Origin of the sequence: Stenotrophomonas sp. NPDC047960, from assembly GCF_043204395.1 — a bacterium.
Classification (GTDB): domain Bacteria; phylum Pseudomonadota; class Gammaproteobacteria; order Xanthomonadales; family Xanthomonadaceae; genus Stenotrophomonas.
Window position 1 is genome coordinate 85,487 of the sequence record NZ_JBIDBX010000005.1, and the last position, 16,405, is coordinate 101,891.

The following is a 16,405-nucleotide window of genomic DNA, read 5'->3' on the forward strand; positions in this document are numbered from 1 at the left end:
CCATGAGCAAGAAAGACATCGTCCTGGCCTTCTCCGGCGGACTCGACACCAGCTTCTGCGTGCCCTACCTGCAGGAGCGCGGCTACAACGTGCACACCGTGTTCGCCGACACCGGCGGCGTGGACGACGAAGAACGTGATTTCATCGAAAAGCGCGCCGCCGAACTGGGTGTCACCAGCCATGTCACCGTGGATGGTGGCCCGGCCATCTGGAGCGGTTTCGTCAAGCCGTTCGTGTGGGCCGGCGAAGGCTACCAGGGCCAGTACCCGCTGCTGGTGTCCGACCGTTACCTGATCGTCGATGCCGCGCTCAAGCGCGCCGCCGAACTGGGCACCAACATCATCGCCCACGGCTGCACCGGCATGGGCAATGACCAGGTCCGCTTCGACCTGGCCGTGAAAGCACTGGGCGATTACCAGATCGTCGCGCCGATCCGTGAAATCCAGAAGGAACACACCCAGACCCGCGCCTACGAGCAGAAGTACCTGGAAGAGCGCGGCTTCGGCGTGCGCGCCAAGCAGCAGGCCTACACCATCAATGAGAACCTGCTGGGCCTGACCATGTCCGGCGGCGAGATCGACCGCTGGGAAGCTCCGGGCGAGGGGGCCCGCGGCTGGTGCGCACCGCGCAGCGAGTGGCCGGCCGAAGCGCTGAACGTCACCTTGAAGTTCGTCGAAGGCGAAGCCGTTGAACTCAACGGCAAGGCGCTGCCGGGCGAGCAGATCCTGGCCCAGCTCAACAAGCTGTTCGCGCCGTATGGCGTGGGGCGTGGCGTGTACACCGGCGACACCGTGATCGGCCTGAAGGGCCGCATTGTGTTCGAGGCCCCGGGCCTGGTCTCGCTGCTGGCTGCGCACCGCGCGCTGGAAGATGCGGTGCTGACCAAGCAGCAGAACCGCTTCAAGCCGGACGTGGCGCGCAAGTGGGTGGAGCTGGTGTACGAAGGCTTCTACCACGACCCGCTCAAGACCGACATCGAAGCGTTCCTGAAGTCCTCGCAGGCCAAGGTCAACGGCGAAGTGGTGCTGGAAACCCGTGGCGGCCGCGTCGATGCGGTGGCGGTGAAGTCGCCGCACCTGCTCAACACCAAGGGCGCGACCTATGCGCAGTCGGCGGATTGGGGCGTGGAAGAGGCGGAAGGATTCATCAAGCTCTTCGGCATGAGCTCCACGCTGTACGCGCAAGTAAACCGCTGAGGGCCGGGCATGTTGGAACAGACGCTCAACCACCTGCAGGCGTTGGTGTCCTTTGACACCCGCAACCCGCCGCGTGCGATCACCACGGGTGGCATCTTCGATTACCTGCGCGCGAACCTGCCCGGGTTCACCGTGGAGGTGATCGACCATGGCGATGGCGCGGTCAGCCTGTATGCGGTGCGCGGCACGCCGCGCTATCTGTTCAACGTGCACCTGGACACCGTGCCCGATTCCCCGCATTGGAGCGCAGACCCGCACGTGATGCGGCGTACCGATGACCGGGTGATCGGGCTCGGCGTGTGCGACATCAAGGGCGCGGCCGCCGCACTGGTGGCTGCGGCCAATGCCAGCACCGGTGATGCCGCGTTCCTGTTCTCCAGCGATGAAGAAGCCAACGATCCGCGCTGCATCGCCGCGTTCCTGGCCCGTGGCATTCCGTATGAAGCCGTGCTGGTGGCCGAACCGACCATGAGCGAAGCGGTGCTGGCGCACCGGGGCATCAGTTCCGTGCTGATGAACTTCGCCGGTCGCGCCGGGCACGCGTCGGGCAGGCAGGATGCGGCGGCCAGCGCCCTGCACCAGGCCATGCGCTGGGGCAACCGCGCGCTGGACCATGTGGACTCGCTGGCGCATGCCCGCTTCGGCGGTCTGACCGGGCTGCGTTTCAACATCGGTCGCGTGGAGGGCGGCATCAAGGCCAACATGATCGCCCCCGCCGCCGAGCTGCGCTTCGGCTTCCGCCCGCTGCCGTCGATGGACATCGACGCGCTGCTGGCCACCTTTGCAGGTTTTGCCGAACCGGAAGCGGCGCTGTTCACCGAAACGTTCCGCGGTCCCAGCCTGCCGGCCGGCGACATCGCCGAGGCGGAAAATCGCCGCCTGGCGGCACGTGACGTGGCCGATGCACTGGACCTGCCGATCGGCAACGCCGTGGATTTCTGGACCGAAGCCTCGCTGTTCTCGGCCGGTGGCTACACCACCCTGGTGTATGGGCCGGGCGACATCGCGCAGGCCCACACCGCCGACGAGTTCGTGACGCTGGAGCAGCTGCAGCGTTACACCGATGCCGTGCACCGCATCATCAGTGCCGGCGCCTGACCGAATGACGCCGTCGTGGCCCACCACTGACGGATCTCCCACCGCGGCCACGGCCGCCCGTGACGATACTGAAATGCCTTCTTCCCTCCAGCCCCACCGCCAGACCCGCCAGACCATCGTGCGCCTGCTTTCCAGCATGGCCAGCGCGAAGGAGATCAGCCAGTACCTCAAGCGCTTTTCACAGGTGGATGCCAAGCGCTTCGCCGTGGTGAAGGTCGGCGGTGCCGTGCTGCGCGATGACCTCGACGCACTGACCTCCTCGCTGTCGTTCCTGCAGGAAGTCGGACTCACTCCGATCGTGCTGCACGGTGCCGGTCCGCAGCTGGACGCGGAACTGTCGGCGGCCGGCATCGTCAAGCAGACCGTCAACGGCCTGCGCGTGACGTCGCCTGAAGGCCTGGCCATCGTGCGCCGGGTGTTCCAGGCCTCCAATCTGCAGCTGGTTGAAGCGCTGCAGCAGAACGGAGCGCGTGCCACCTCGATCACCGGGGGCGTGTTTGAAGCCGAGTACCTGGACCAGGACACATACGGCCTGGTCGGCGAAGTGAAGAAGGTCAACCTGGCCCCGATCGAAGCCAGCCTGCGCGCTGGTTCCATTCCGGTGATCACCAGCCTGGGCGAAACCCGCTGCGGCCAGATCCTCAACGTCAACGCCGATTTCGCTGCCAACGAGCTCGTGCAGGAGCTGCAGCCCTACAAGATCATCTTCCTCACCGGTACCGGTGGCCTGCTCGACGAAGAGGGCAGGGTGATCGACTCGATCAACCTGTCCACCGAGTACGACCAGCTGATGCAACAGCCGTGGATCCATGGCGGCATGCGGGTCAAGATCGAACAGATCAAGGACCTGCTGGACCGGCTGCCGCTGGAGTCGTCGGTGTCGATCACCCGGCCGGCCGACCTTGCCAAGGAACTGTTCACCCACAAAGGGTCGGGCACGCTGGTGCGCAAGGGCGAGAAAGTACTGCGCGCCACCGCCTGGAGCGAACTGGACCTGCCGCGCCTGAAGGGCCTGATCGAGTCCAGCTTCGGCCGCACGCTCGTGCCGGACTATTTCGACAAGACCCGCCTGCTGCGCGCCTACGTCAGCGAGAACTACCGCGCCGCAGTGATCCTCACCGACGAAGCCGAAGGCGTGTACCTGGACAAGTTCGCCGTGCTCGATGACGCGCAGGGCGAAGGCCTGGGCCGCGCGGTGTGGAACGTGATGCTGGACGAAACCCCGCAGCTGTTCTGGCGCTCGCGCCACGGCAACCCGATCAATCATTTCTACTACGCCGAATCCGATGGCTGCTACAAGCAGGACCATTGGAAAGTGTTCTGGTTCGGTGCCGATGGCTTCGACCGCATCCGCACCTACGTGGACCATTGCGCCAAGCGCACCCCGAGCCTGGAGGGCTGACCCATGAACCATGCCGACTGGACCAAGGTCCCTACGCTGGACGGCCGGCATGCGCGGCTGGAACCGCTGCAGATGGCGCACATCGACGGCCTGCGCGGCGCGCTGGGCGACGGGTCGCTGTCCGCGCTGTGGTACGCGCAGGTGCCCAGCGCCAAGACCATGACGGCCTATGTGCAGGCCGCGCTGCATGACCAGGCCGCCGGCAAGGCGCTGCCGTTCGCGGTGCTCGATGCCGACGGCAACGTAGTCGGCAGCACCCGGTACTACGCGCTGGAAGAAGAGGTGCCGCGCCTGAGCATCGGCTACACCTGGTACGGCCCGCACGCGCAGCGCACCGGGGTGAACACCGAAGCCAAGCTGATGCTGCTCACCCATGCCTTCGAGCGCCTGGAGTGCATCAGCGTGGCGTTTGAAACCAGCTCGCACAACGCCGCCTCGCGCGCGGCCATCGCCCGCCTGGGGGCCACCCAGGAAGGCGTGCTGCGCAACCACAAGCGCCACCCCGACGGCAGCCCGCGCGACACGATTGTCTTCTCCATCATCGATTCGGAATGGCAGGGCGTGAAGCACGCCCTGCAGGACCGCCTGGACGCACACGCATGAGCACTTCCAAGATCTTTACCGTCGGTATCGTTGGTGCCCGCGGCCATACCGGCGCCGAGCTGGTCAAGCTGATCGCCGCGCACCCGCAGCTGGTGCTGGGCTTCGTGTCCTCGCGCGAGCTGGCCGGGCAGCGCGTGGCCGATACCTATCCCGGGATCGCCGGCGACCTGGCCTTCGAAAACCTCGATGCCGACGCCGTGGCTGCCAAGGGTGTGGACGCGGTGATCCTGGCCCTGCCCAACAACCTGTCGGCTCCGTTCGTGACCGCGCTGGATGCCGCGCGCCCGGACACCGTGATTGTCGATCTGTCGGCCGACCATCGCTTCGAAGGCAGCTGGTATTACGGGCTGCCCGAGCTGACCCGGGGTGATTACACCGGCCAGAAGCACATCAGCAACCCGGGCTGTTACGCCACCGCCATGCAGCTGGCGATCAGCCCGCTGCTGGACCAGCTGGCTGGCCCGCCGCAATGTTTTGGCGTGTCCGGTTTTTCCGGCGCCGGTACCACACCATCGGACAAGAACAACCCCGAACTGCTGCGCGACAACCTGATGCCGTACGCGCTCACCAACCACGTGCACGAGCGCGAAGTCACCGCGCACCTGCGCGTGCCGGTGGAGTTCATGCCGCACGTGGCCCCGCATTTCCGTGGCATCACCATGACCGTGAACCTGTGGCTGCAGCAGCCGCTGGCCCGCGAGCGGATCGTGGACGCCTACCGCCACTTCTACACTGACGAACCGCTGATCGAGATCCTCGACGAAGCACCGTGGGTAAGCCGCATCGCCGGCCGCCATGGCGTGCAGATCGGTGGCTTTGACGTGGCCCCGGGCGGCAAGCGCGTGGTGGTCGTAGCCACCTTGGACAACCTGCTCAAGGGCGCCGCCACCCAGGCCATGCAGAACCTCAACCTGGCCTTGGGCCTGGATGAACTGACCTCGATTCCGCACTGATTGGAGCACGACATGGCAGACCTTCTCTGGCAGAAGCCCGGCGTAGCGGTGGATGCAAAGATCCAGACCTTCCTTGCCGGCGATGACGTCATCCTCGACCGCGAGTTCTTCCTCTACGATGTGCAGGCCAGCAAGGCGCACGCACAGGGCCTGGAGAACATCGGCATTCTCAGCGCCAGCGAGCGCACGGACCTGCAGCGTGAGCTGGATGTGCTGGCCGGCGATTTCCGCAGCGGTGCGTTCGTGCTCGACGAGCGCTTCGAGGATTGTCATTCGGCGATCGAAGCGCGCCTGACCGAACGGCTGGGCGATGCCGGCCGCAAGATCCACACCGGCCGCAGCCGCAACGACCAGATCCTGGTCGCCACCCGGCTGTGGCTGAAGGACAAGCTGCTGCAGGTCTCCGCGCTGAGCCGCGAAGTGGCCAAGGTCGCTCTGGACCGCGCTGAAGCGGAGAAGGACCTGCCGGTGCCGGGCTACACCCACATCCAGCGCGCCGTGGTGTCCTCGGCGGGTATGTGGTGGGCCGGCTGGGCCGAAGCCTTCATCGACAATGCCGTGCGCGCGCACGACACCTTCGCGCTGGTGGACGCCAATCCGTTGGGTACCGCGGCTGGTTACGGCGTGAACCTGCGGCTGGACCGCGCCCACACTACACAGGCGCTGGGCTTTGCGCGCATGCAGATCTCGCCGATCTACGCCCAGCTGTCGCGCGGCAAGTTCGAACTGGCGGCGCTGGAGGCGCTTGGCGGTGCCACCCTGGACCTGCGTCGCCTGGCCTGGGATCTGTCGCTGTTCACCAGCGGTGAGTACGGGTTCGTCGCGCTGCCGGCGCAATACACCACCGGCAGCTCCATCATGCCCAACAAGCGCAACCCGGACGTGATCGAACTGATGCGCGCCACCCACGCCAGCGTGGCCGCCGCGCGTACCGAGATCGAGCAGCTGCTGTCGCTGCCGTCCGGTTACCACCGCGACCTGCAGGGCAGCAAGGGGGCCATCTTCCACGGCTTCGGCCGTGGCCTGGCCGCCCTCGAACTGCTGCCGGCATTGCTGGCCAACCTGGAATGGCGCGAAGACAAGCTGCGCGTTGCCATCGATTCGGGCATGTACGCCACCGACGTGGCCGTGGAAGCGGCCGTGGCCGGCGTCCCGTTCCGCGAGGCCTACAAGGCAGCGGCCGCGGCGTCGGACACTGCCGGGCAGGGGCGTACGCCCGAAGGCAGCCTGGCCGCGCGCGTGTCGCCCGGCGCGGCCGCCGACCTGCGGCTGGATGAGCTGCGCGCGCGCTGGGCGGCGCTGCTGCCATGAAGATCTGCTATCTCGTACTGGTCACCCGCACTCCGGATTTCCGCGACGAGGTGGGGGCCGAACACGTCCGCTTCCTCGATGAGATCCGCGCGCGCGATCAGCTGCTGATCACCGGCGGCTTCACCGACAAGACCGGCGGCGCCTACGTGCTGCACAACGTGGCCGACCGCGCCGCCGCACAGGCCATCGTCGATGTGGATCCGCTGATCACCCAGGGCAGCGCCACCGCCACCGTCCACGAATGGTCCACCCGCTGAGGCAACCCCTGCGATGAGCCCGACCCGCGTGCAGTCCCCGTTCCCCGAACAGCCTGTACCGGGCTGGAAGCGGGCCGTGCTCAAGGTCGGCAGCAGCCTGCTGGCGGCCGACGGTGGTGGCCTCTCGCCCCGGCATGCACTGGGGCTGGCGCAGTTCGTCTCGGCGCACGTGCTGGCGGGGCGCGAAGTGGTGATCGTGTCCTCCGGCGCGGTGGCTGCAGGCCGTGCGATCGTGCCGCGCGCGATCGAGGCCGGCGCCGCCATGGCCGCGCGCCAGGCCTTGGCCGCGCTCGGCCAGGCGCAGCTGATCGGCCTGTGGCAGCGCTTCTTCGAACGCCCGGTGGCGCAGGTGCTGCTCACCCACGACGACCTGCGCAACCGTCGCCGCTACCTCAATGCCCGCGCCACGCTCAACGAACTGCTGCGGCTGGGTGCGCTGCCGGTGGTGAACGAGAACGACACCGTGTCGGTGGACGAGCTCAAGCTGGGCGACAACGACAACCTGGCCGCCACCGTAGCGGCGTTGATCGACGCCGACATCCTGTTCATCGCCACCGACATCGACGGCCTGTACAGCGCCGACCCACGCCGCGATCCGCAGGCGCGGCCGATCCATGACGTACCCGAACTCACCCTGGAAGTGCTTGCCATGGCAGGCGGCGCCGGCAGTGGTGCCGGCACCGGCGGTATGCACACCAAGCTGGAAGCGGCGGCCAAGGCCGGCCGCGTCGGCATCGATACCTGCCTGTTCAACGGCCGCGATGGCGATGTGGTGCGCGCATTGGCGCAGGGCAGGTTGTTCGGTACCCGCATCCATGCCGGGCAGACCCGTGAAGCCGCGCGCAAGTATTGGCTGCGGCACGCGCCGCTGGAAGCAGGCGCCATCGTGGTGGATGCAGGTGCCGCCATCGCGCTGCGCGAGAAGGGCGCCTCGCTGCTGCCCGGCGGGGTGACCGCTGCCGAAGGCGATTTCCGCCGCGGCGACATGGTGCAGGTGCGGTTGCGTACCGACAGCGGTGAGGTGACGTTGGCGCGGGGCGTGAGCCAGTACTCGGCGAACGACATCCGCCGCGTGGCCGGGCGGCATTCGCGCGACATTGAAAGCGTGTTGGGCTACAACTACGGTGGCAATGTGATTCACCGGGATGATCTGGTGTTGGTGTGAGGAGACGAGAGAGCAGATGAACATCCGCGAACAAGCCCAGAAATGCCGCGCCGCCGCCCAGGTGCTGGCGCAGCTTTCCTCCGAGGCAAAGGCTGCGCTGCTCAATGCCATGGCCGACGCACTGGACGCTGACGCCGACGCCATCCTCGCCGCCAACGTGCTTGACCTCGCCGCCGCCGAAGCCAAAGGCACCGGCAGCGCGATGCTCGACCGCCTCGCGCTCAACCCATCGCGCCTGTCCGGCATCAGCGCTGCCCTGCGTGAAGTGGCCGCACTACCCGATCCGGTCGGCAGCATCACCCGCGACGACATCCGCCCCAACGGCATCCGCGTGCAGAAGGTCCGCGTTCCACTTGGCGTGATCGCGATGATCTACGAAGCGCGCCCGAATGTCACCGCCGATGCCGCAGCACTGTGCATCAAGGCCGGCAACGGGGTGATCCTGCGCGGCGGCTCCGAAGCCATCCATTCCAACACCGCCATCGCCGGCTCGCTCAAGCGCGCCCTGTGCGTGGCCGGTGTGCCCGATGCCGCGCTGACCCTGGTCGAAGACCTGCGTCGCGAAACGATGCTCACCCTGCTGCAGCTCAACGACGTGGTCGACCTGGCCATCCCGCGCGGCGGCGAGGGGCTGATCCGTTTCGTGGCCGAACATGCCCGCGTGCCGGTGATCAAGCACTACAAGGGCGTGTGCCACCTGTATGTGGACAGCGCCGCCGACCTGGGCACCGCGCTGGCGCTGCTGGTGGATGGCAAATGCAGCCGCCCCTCGGCCTGCAATTCACTGGAAACCCTGCTGGTCCACGCCGATGTCGCCGCTACGTTCCTGCCGCAGGCTGAAGCCGCATTGCGCGAACGCGGCGTGGAGGTGCGCGCTGACGCCCGCGCCCGGCAGTGGCTGCCGCAGGCCGTGCTGGCCACCGATGACGATTTTGCGGCCGAGTACCTCGACCTGATCATCGCCGTGCGCGTCGTTGAAGACCTCGAACAGGCGTTGTCCCACATCCAGCAGTACAGCTCGGACCACACCGAAGTCATCGCCACCGAAGACGCGTCCGCCGCCCAGCGTTTCATCAGCGCGCTGCGCGCCGCAGTGGTGATGGTCAATGCCTCGTCCCGCTTCTCCGATGGCGGTGAGCTCGGCCTGGGCGCGGAGATCGGCATCTCCACCACGCGTCTGCACGCGTATGGCCCGATGGGCCTGGAAGCACTCACCGTAGAACGCTTCGTGGTCCAAGGGACCGGCCAGACCCGCGCGCCATGACGGCGGGTGCGGAGCCACGCCCCGCGTGGCTCCGCACTCTGCAGGTAACGACCATTGGTCGTTACAACGCCCTATAGGCAATCCGCCGGTTCGCCGCGCGGCCTTCCTCGGTGCTGTTGTCGCCCACCGGTCGGTTTGCGCCGAACCCACGTGCCAGCAACCGGTCCGCCGGTACATTCCGGGCTTCCAGCGCCGCCACGACCGAACGTGCACGTTCTTCGCTCAGCTTCTGGTTGGTCTCGGCGTTGCCCTGGTTGTCGGTGTGTCCCTCCACCTCCACCCGCAGCCCTGCCGGCGCCGCCTGGATCGCTTTTGCCGCACCATCCAGGATCGACTCACTGCTGCGCGTAATCACCGCTGACCCGGTTTCAAAGGTGATCGTGGTCTGGTTCAATGCCTGGGTCAGGTCTTCACTGCTGAACCCTGGCGGTAGCGCACCCAGTGCCGCGGCGCCTTTGTCGAACAGGCCCTCCACCTCCAGATTGCCCAGCTCCTTCTGGAACAGCTGGCTGACCGCCACCCGCTCGGGTTCCGGTAGTTTGCTGGTATCCAGTTTGAGCGAATCACCGTTCAGCGCGAACTGCAGCCCGCTCTGTCTGAGCGCGGGAAACAGCACCGATACGCTCTTCAGCCAGCTGGGCTGCTTCACCCCGGTATCCACCTTGATGTCGGCGCTGACATGGTCCTGGCCGTAGGCAGCGACGGCGTCGCCCAACAGCTTCGCCTTGTCGGCGACCGTGCCCAGCGTTCCGTTCAAGGTGACCTTGCCGTCGGTGTTCTTGAACGACAAGGTGGGTTCCTTCGATACCGCGGCGACGTTCGCGGACGGGGTGGCAACCGGGGGCGCCTTGGCCACGTTGCGGGAATGCCACCCGCACCAGGCGAGGGCAAGCAATGCCAGCAGGGGCAACAGCCAGCGCCAGCTCCGGTAGGGTGACGTCTTCTTTCCCTTCTCACTCAACAGGCCCGTAAACGCCGCCGGAAGCGCGGTGGGCATCACCCCGCCGGAGGTCACCGCACGGATGATCGGCGGCAGCGCGGTTGCCAGCAGCGTAGGGGCCACGCTGGGAGACACCCCGGCTTTGCTGGCAATGTCCTCGATGCTCTGTCCGCCCAGCGCGCTGCGGATCTGTCCTGCATCGACCGACCGCATGTTGGGTTGGCCTGACAACCAGGAGGTGAAGATATCGCCGAGTCCGGCAGCGGAGAACCGGTCGGCCAGGCCGGCCAGGCCGCCGGGCTGCTTGAAGATGTACTCGATTACGACACCGATGAATTTCCGGGCGTTCGGTCCAAGGCCGGTAGCCCGGGCCACTTCAGTGACCAAAGTCTCGATAGACGACATGATGTATCCCCTCACAGTGAAGTGCGGGATGTCTCCGAGGCGGAGCGTACGCCTCGGCCGGGTCAGGGATGTGAAGGGTTCTACACATCCCGGGCAGCCACGCGGCGCGTGGCGCTACGCATCATCTGATCTGGATGCGCTGGTCAGTCAGGCCTATCGGCCTCGCATGGTCATCCATGTGCAGCGTCACCGCCTTGCCGTTGGCCAGCTGCGCGGCCAGCGCCGGGCTGGCGCCGAGGTTGTGCGCGATCTCTTCAAGCGACACGTCCGCGCGCGGGTTGCGCCGGTCCTTGCCCGCAAAGCGGATGCGGTTGTACTCGGCCCATGCGATCAGCAGTACCGAACAGCACACCAGCATCACCGGCAGCGCGATCACGATGAACGGGTCCACCGACTGCTTGTATTCGTACAGCTGCACGAACGCAAGCCGGCCACCCAGCAGCCAGGAAATGGCGGTGATCAACGGCGCCCACAGGTAGAAGTAGAAGGCCCAGAAGGCAATGGTCACGAACCCCCACGCGGTGCGCTGCAGCCGCGGCTGCTGGCGCGATTTCCGGATCAGGCGCGAATCGTAGCGGCGGCTTTGCTTGGCGGTGTTCATCGTATTCCCCGATCAGGACTGACCCAGATCGCCCGCTTGCCACGACGCTTGAGCAGCGTCTTGGGCAGGGCCACCAGGGTCGTGAACAGGCTGATGAGCCAGTACGCCATCGGGTACCAGATCACCCAGAAGTAATTGCGGCCAATATGCGTTTCATAACGACGATCGATGATCAGGCTGCTGGCGAACTGCAGCAGGCACACCAGTGCCAGGATCACGCCATGCCACTGCGGCAGCAGCGAGGCGATGTACAGGTCCTGCGGCAACGGCATCAACCTGCCCAGCACCCACAGCACGATGATGGCCAGCATCGTGTAGGCCCACAGCACGCTGAACACATACTCCAGCAATACCCCCCACATGCGCCGCTTGCGCCAGTCGAACAGCGAACGGCCGTGCCGCAGCAGCACCTCCACGCCGCCCTGGGCCCAGCGCAGGCGCTGCCGCCACAGCCCCTTGAGCGTCTCGGGCATCAGGATGAAACACAGCGCGTTGGGCTCATAACGGATGTCCCAATGGTCGAGCTGCAGGCGCCAGCTGATGTCGATGTCTTCGGTGATCATGTCATCGGCCCAGTAACCGATGCGGTGCAGCGCGGTGCGGCGGAAGCCGGCAATCACACCGGAAATGGTGAAGATCCGCCCGTACACGCGCTGGGCGCGCTTGATCATGCCGATGATGGAAGAGAACTCGGCCACCTGCAGCCGGCCCAGCAGCGTGGAGCGGTTGCGGATGCGCGGGTTGCCGGTCACCGCGCCCACGCGCGGGCCGGACGTGAGGTGCCACACCATCCAATGCGTGGCATGCTCTTCCAGCATCGCATCGCCATCGATGCACGCCAGGTATTCCGAACGTGCCGCCAGCGCGCCCATGCGCAGTGCGTTGGCCTTGCCCAGGTTGCGGTCCAGGTGCACCACGCGCAGGCGCGGGTGCTGGGCCGCCATCGCGTCCAGCCGCGCCCCGGTATCGTCGCGGCTGCCATCGTTGATGGCGATCACCTCGAAATCCGGGTACTTCTGTGCCAGTGCAGCGCCCAGGGTGTCGGCCAGGTTGTCGGCCTCGTTGTGGCACGGAATCAGGATCGACGCGAACGGGTAGTGCTCCATCGGCGGCGGATCGTCTCGCAGGCGCGACCTGCGTTCGCGGCGGAAGAAGTAATACAGTCCCCCGGACATCCAGAAGAACGCCATCACCATCGGGTAGAAGAAGGCGAACTGGAACAGCAGATAGAGGAACGGATGCATGGCGGCCTCACTTTTCCTCGTAAGGGAAGGTGCGTGCCGACATCGCCGCGCGCGCATCATAGGTGGACGGCTTACCGGCAATGAAGTCGTCCGGGTACCAGGCGAAATGGCGCACGCCCTGGGCCTGCAGGCGACGGATCTGGGCGCGCAGCACGGTGCCGGAAATCGGCGTCTGCGTGCGCCAGTCCACCGTCTGCAGCTCGAACATCGTCTGCGACAGCTGCGGGTCGTGCTCGCGCACGGCCTGCACCAGCCGGTCCAGCCACTTCTGCGGGTCGCGGCTGCCTTCCATCCACGGCATCGCCATCAGCGCGGTGTGGTCGTAGGCCTTGTTGAACAGGTCCAGGCGCTGGGCGAACCAGCTGGCGCTCTGCGGCTGCAGCACCGGCTGCGCGTACAGGTTGCGCACCGTGGCCAGCTTCGGCCGCCAGCGCTGCGCGGCGTTGCGCAGCTCCAGGGTGAAATCGATCAGCGCCTGGGTGCGCGCGCCGTCGTCGCCTTCCTGCGGCAGGTTGGCCAGTTCGGTATCGCGCAGGTAGGCATCGTCGTGGAACAGCAGGCCCTCGAAATACGAGTTGATGGCCAGGTCTTCGTAGATGTCACCAATGATCTGACGCACCTTCGGGCGGGTGAAATCGAGCCGGAAGATGCCATCGCTTTCCGGGCTCTCGATCGCCAGTGCCTTGCGGATGCCCGGGTCCTTCAGCTCATAGCCGAGCACCGGCAGCCACGCATACACCTTCACCCCGGCGCGGGTCTTGAGCTGCCAGGCGACGCGGTTGAACAGGTCCGCGCGCATCGGCAGGTGCCGGTTGGGGAAGTACAGCGCGTCGGCCGAGCCGTTGCCGTCCGGATCGGCGAAGGCCTGCAGGAACACATGGGTCGGGCCGATCTTCTTGACCCGGTCGATCAGCGCGTCCAGGTTCTTCGCCTGCTGCGCCGGGTTTGCGTCGTACACCGCATCCAGGTCGATCTGCAGGGCGCGCACGCCATCGCGTTCGACGTCGCGGCGCAGTTCATAGGCCAGCTGGGTCACCGCCGGGTTGCCGGTCACCAGCAGGCGCGCCAGCCCGTGCAGGTCGCGGGTGACCGGCGTGCTGCGGCCTTCCAGGTCGAACGACACCGGCATGCCCAGGTCTTCGGCGATCCGGTTGCTCAGCGCGTTGTAGGCCGCGTACGGCCACACGATCGCCTTCGGGCTCACGCCCACGTTGTCCTGGATGCGCTTCACGCTCAGGCCAAGGTCGGCGCGGATCCGTGCCTCGTACTGCGCGGCGGTTTCGTACTTCTGCGTGGCCGGGTCGTAGGTGCGGGTGATCACCGCCGGGGTCGAATTGCCCTGCGGGTTGGACTGCACGCCATGGTGCAGGTTGTCGGTGTGGCTGGCCAGTTCGATCAGGCCGCTGCGGTTCATTTCGCGCAGCTGTTCCCAGGTCAGGAAGTCGTCGCGGGTGAACGGGCGGTAGCCATAGTCGATCTTGCGCTCGGCCGGCATGTCCACGTAATCGGTGATCACCGCCACCAGCGCCGGATAGTTGTATGCGCGCAGCAGGGGGAACACCTTGGTGTACACGCTGCGCAGGCCGTCATCGAAGGTCAGCAGCACCGGCTTGGGCGGCAGCGGTGCACCGCCCTGCGAGGCCGTGATCAGCTGCGACAGCGACACCGGGTGGTAGCCGTGCGCGGACAACCAGTCCAGGTGCGCGGCGAAATTCTGCGTGCTGACCGCGTACGCATCGGGGTCGCCCTTGATCGCCACGTCATCGCGGATGTCGTGGTAGCTCAGGACCAGCAGCCCGTTGTCGGCCGAGTCAGGCTCGGGCGGTGCCAGGGCCTGCACGTTGGCGCAGACCGCCAGCAGGGCCAGCAGCAGCCAGGAAGTGAAGCGCTTCAAGTCCATGTGTCGCATCTCATTGTCCCCAGCGCAGGCCGGCATCGAGGCCGATATGTCGTTCACGGTTGCCGTCGTAGACCGGCCGCGACCAGCTGATGCCGTATTCGAAGATGCGGCCATCGGCCAGCTGCCACTCGTGGCGATACTCGGCCGACGGCACCAGTGCGCTGCCGAAGCCCTGCTGCCAGTAGTTGCCCAGCGACACCGTCAGGCGGTGGCGGAAGTGCCGCTCGTAGTGGCGCCACAGCTGCTGGTCCACGCGCAGGCCGATCTCCGCCGAACGGTCTTCGGACGGGTTGAAGTAGGGCACGTCATCGCGGCTGCCGCGGCTGGCATACAGGCTGCCCAGGCCATCCAGCAACAGGGTGGGGCGGGTCAGCAGGCGCTGTTCGATGCTGGTGCTGAGCGTGTCGCGGCGGTTGCCATCGTCGTAGCGGAACTGGCTGGCACCGGCGCTCCAGTGGGTGAGCTCATTGCGGCGGTAATCCACCGCCACGGCCACGCTGTCGGCGGTAATGCCGGAGATGCGCGCCTGCAGCGAGGCATCGGCGGCGTTGCGTGCCGCCGTGATGCCGGCGTGCCAGGTGTCGTTGAACTGCCAGCCGAACCCGGCGCTCAGACCGGTATCGCCGATGTGGTCGTTGGCGCGGTTGACGAACAGTTCCGCATCGGCGCGACCAAAGCGGTACCGCGTGCCCAACCCGACCCACAGCGGGCGGATGGTCTGGTCCTGGAAATCCACGCTGCGGCGGTCGGCGAAGGTCACCAGGCGCCAGCGGTCGTCGATCACCGGCGATTGCAGTTCCAGCCCATAGCGGCCATCGTCGTTGCCCAGCGGCGAGGTGCCACCGCCGCCTTCGCTCCGACCGCCTTCGGCATACGCATGCAGTTGCCAGCCACGGTGGGCCTTCCAGCTGCGGTCCATGCGCTGCACCGAGGGCTGGTTGGGGTAACGCTCCAGCAGCGAATCGTGGATCGGTCGTGCCAGGTCGTCGCGCTGCAGTTGCACGTAAGCGTCGTACTGGCCCAGGCGCGCCGACACATCGCGCGGGTCCAGCGTATTGGCCATGCCATAGCGTTCCAGTGCCCGCCGCGGCCAGCCGCGCATCATGTAGATGTTGCCCAGCGACGACTGGGTGCCGCCGTTGGCCGGCGCCAGTTCCACCATCTTTTCCAGATCCCGCTGCGCGGTGGGCAGGTCGCCGCTGTAGGCGCGGATCATGGCCAGGTTGAGGTCGGCTTCGTACCTTGGCCAGTTGGCGTACGGCGCGCGCGCACCGTTTGCCCAGCGCCAGGCCGGCTCCTGCTTCTGCCACTGGGTGAGCACGTCGATGGCGGCGCCGGCGCGCTCGCTTTCCAGGTGTGCGTAGGCCAGTTCCGAATGCACCTCGGAACGGCCCGGGTCGGCCTTGAGTGCGGCTTCCAGAACGGGAATGGCTTCTTCCGGGTGCTGGCTGGCCATCAGCGAATCGCCGACCGGGGCCATCAGGTAGTTGGGCACCTGGTGGCCTTCGGCGAGCAGCGCGCGGTATTCGGTGCGTACCTGTTCGTGGCGGCCCAGCCGGTTGAGCAGGATCAGCCGGTCGAAACGGATCCGCAGCGGGGCGGTCTGCACCGTGAGGCCATCCCGCTGCAGATAGCGGTCCATCTGCGCCAGCGCGGCTTCGGCCTCGTCCAGACGGGTGTCTTCGCTGGCGCCATAGGCCAGGCTCCAGCCGACCCGCTTGGCCAGGTAATTGGCTTCAAAGCGCTGCTTCTGCGCCTCATCGAACAGCTCCGGGCGCGCTTGGTAGCGCTGCCATGCCAGGTGCGCGTTGCCGATGTCCGACAGCGTCAGCACCTGCAGGCGATAAAGCAGGTCATCGTTGGGCACGTCCGCCTGGGCGCGTTCGATCGCGGCAAGCGCGTCCAGCCACTGCGCCTTATCGCGGTAGGCGCTGATCTCCGCCAGATGGTCAGCCCGCGACGTCGCCGCAGAAGCAGCTGGAACCGTCAAACAAAGCGTGGCGCATGCCAGGCCGACGCACAGCGCCAGCGGCCGATGGTTGTACATGGAACCCCCGGGAGCATCC

The 16,405-nt window shown here is 66.7% G+C and carries 14 protein-coding genes; 9 read left to right on the forward strand and 5 right to left on the reverse strand.

The genetic code is table 11. The features are described from left to right. Window positions 1-2 precede the first annotated feature (2 nt). From ACGFZ3_RS12230 to ACGFZ3_RS12270, 9 genes are all read left to right on the forward strand, one after another. The gene (locus tag ACGFZ3_RS12230; RefSeq protein WP_392921261.1) at window positions 3-1,196 is read left to right on the forward strand and encodes an argininosuccinate synthase; all 1,194 of its coding nucleotides are present in this window, start codon (window positions 3-5) and stop codon (window positions 1,194-1,196) included. Window positions 1,197-1,205: 9 nt separating this feature from the next. After that, entirely contained in the window at window positions 1,206-2,294 is a 1,089-nt protein-coding gene (locus tag ACGFZ3_RS12235; RefSeq protein WP_392921264.1) for an acetylornithine deacetylase, read from the forward strand. Between the two features lie 73 nt (window positions 2,295-2,367). Beyond that, window positions 2,368-3,696: an acetylglutamate kinase gene (locus ACGFZ3_RS12240; protein WP_068853209.1), complete on the forward strand. Its 1,329-nt coding sequence runs from the start codon at window positions 2,368-2,370 to the stop codon at window positions 3,694-3,696. Between the two features lie 3 nt (window positions 3,697-3,699). Next, window positions 3,700-4,299 carry a GNAT family N-acetyltransferase gene (locus tag ACGFZ3_RS12245; protein ID WP_392921267.1) on the forward strand — a complete coding sequence of 200 codons (600 nt, stop codon included), beginning with the start codon at window positions 3,700-3,702 and terminating at the stop codon, window positions 4,297-4,299. Then, window positions 4,296-5,252 carry an N-acetyl-gamma-glutamyl-phosphate reductase gene (gene argC / locus ACGFZ3_RS12250; protein ID WP_392921270.1) on the forward strand — a complete coding sequence of 319 codons (957 nt, stop codon included), beginning with the start codon at window positions 4,296-4,298 and terminating at the stop codon, window positions 5,250-5,252. Before ACGFZ3_RS12245 ends, argC begins: the two co-directional genes overlap by 4 nt. Window positions 5,253-5,264: 12 nt before the next feature. Then, window positions 5,265-6,563: an argininosuccinate lyase gene (argH, locus tag ACGFZ3_RS12255; protein ID WP_392921273.1), complete on the forward strand. Its 1,299-nt coding sequence runs from the start codon at window positions 5,265-5,267 to the stop codon at window positions 6,561-6,563. After that, the gene (locus ACGFZ3_RS12260; RefSeq protein ID WP_392921276.1) at window positions 6,560-6,820 is read left to right on the forward strand and encodes a YciI family protein; all 261 of its coding nucleotides are present in this window, start codon (window positions 6,560-6,562) and stop codon (window positions 6,818-6,820) included. The genes argH and ACGFZ3_RS12260 overlap by 4 nt, the downstream gene beginning before the upstream one ends. A gap of 13 nt (window positions 6,821-6,833) precedes the next feature. Next, window positions 6,834-7,985: a glutamate 5-kinase gene (proB, locus tag ACGFZ3_RS12265; RefSeq protein WP_392921279.1), complete on the forward strand. Its 1,152-nt coding sequence runs from the start codon at window positions 6,834-6,836 to the stop codon at window positions 7,983-7,985. Window positions 7,986-8,001: 16 nt separating this feature from the next. Then, the gene (locus tag ACGFZ3_RS12270) at window positions 8,002-9,249 is read left to right on the forward strand and encodes a glutamate-5-semialdehyde dehydrogenase (protein ID WP_392921282.1); all 1,248 of its coding nucleotides are present in this window, start codon (window positions 8,002-8,004) and stop codon (window positions 9,247-9,249) included. Window positions 9,250-9,310: 61 nt separating this feature from the next. Here the strand turns inward: ACGFZ3_RS12270 and ACGFZ3_RS12275 are convergent, their stop codons facing one another. From ACGFZ3_RS12275 to pgaA, 5 genes are all read right to left on the reverse strand, one after another. Next, on the reverse strand, window positions 9,311-10,594 hold the full coding sequence (locus ACGFZ3_RS12275; RefSeq protein ID WP_392921285.1) for an OmpA family protein: 1,284 nt from the start codon (window positions 10,592-10,594) through the stop codon (window positions 9,311-9,313). Between the two features lie 121 nt (window positions 10,595-10,715). Then, a complete protein-coding gene (pgaD, locus tag ACGFZ3_RS12280) occupies window positions 10,716-11,195 on the reverse strand; it encodes a poly-beta-1,6-N-acetyl-D-glucosamine biosynthesis protein PgaD (protein ID WP_392921288.1) in 480 nt (159 codons plus the stop codon). Beyond that, on the reverse strand, window positions 11,192-12,439 hold the full coding sequence (gene pgaC / locus ACGFZ3_RS12285; RefSeq protein ID WP_392921290.1) for a poly-beta-1,6-N-acetyl-D-glucosamine synthase: 1,248 nt from the start codon (window positions 12,437-12,439) through the stop codon (window positions 11,192-11,194). The genes pgaD and pgaC overlap by 4 nt, the downstream gene beginning before the upstream one ends. 7 nt (window positions 12,440-12,446) lie before the next feature. After that, window positions 12,447-14,339: a poly-beta-1,6-N-acetyl-D-glucosamine N-deacetylase PgaB gene (gene pgaB, locus ACGFZ3_RS12290; RefSeq protein ID WP_392921293.1), complete on the reverse strand. Its 1,893-nt coding sequence runs from the start codon at window positions 14,337-14,339 to the stop codon at window positions 12,447-12,449. A gap of 10 nt (window positions 14,340-14,349) precedes the next feature. Continuing rightward, a complete protein-coding gene (gene pgaA / locus ACGFZ3_RS12295) occupies window positions 14,350-16,386 on the reverse strand; it encodes a poly-beta-1,6 N-acetyl-D-glucosamine export porin PgaA (RefSeq protein WP_392921296.1) in 2,037 nt (678 codons plus the stop codon). Between the last annotated feature and the right edge of the window lie 19 nt (window positions 16,387-16,405).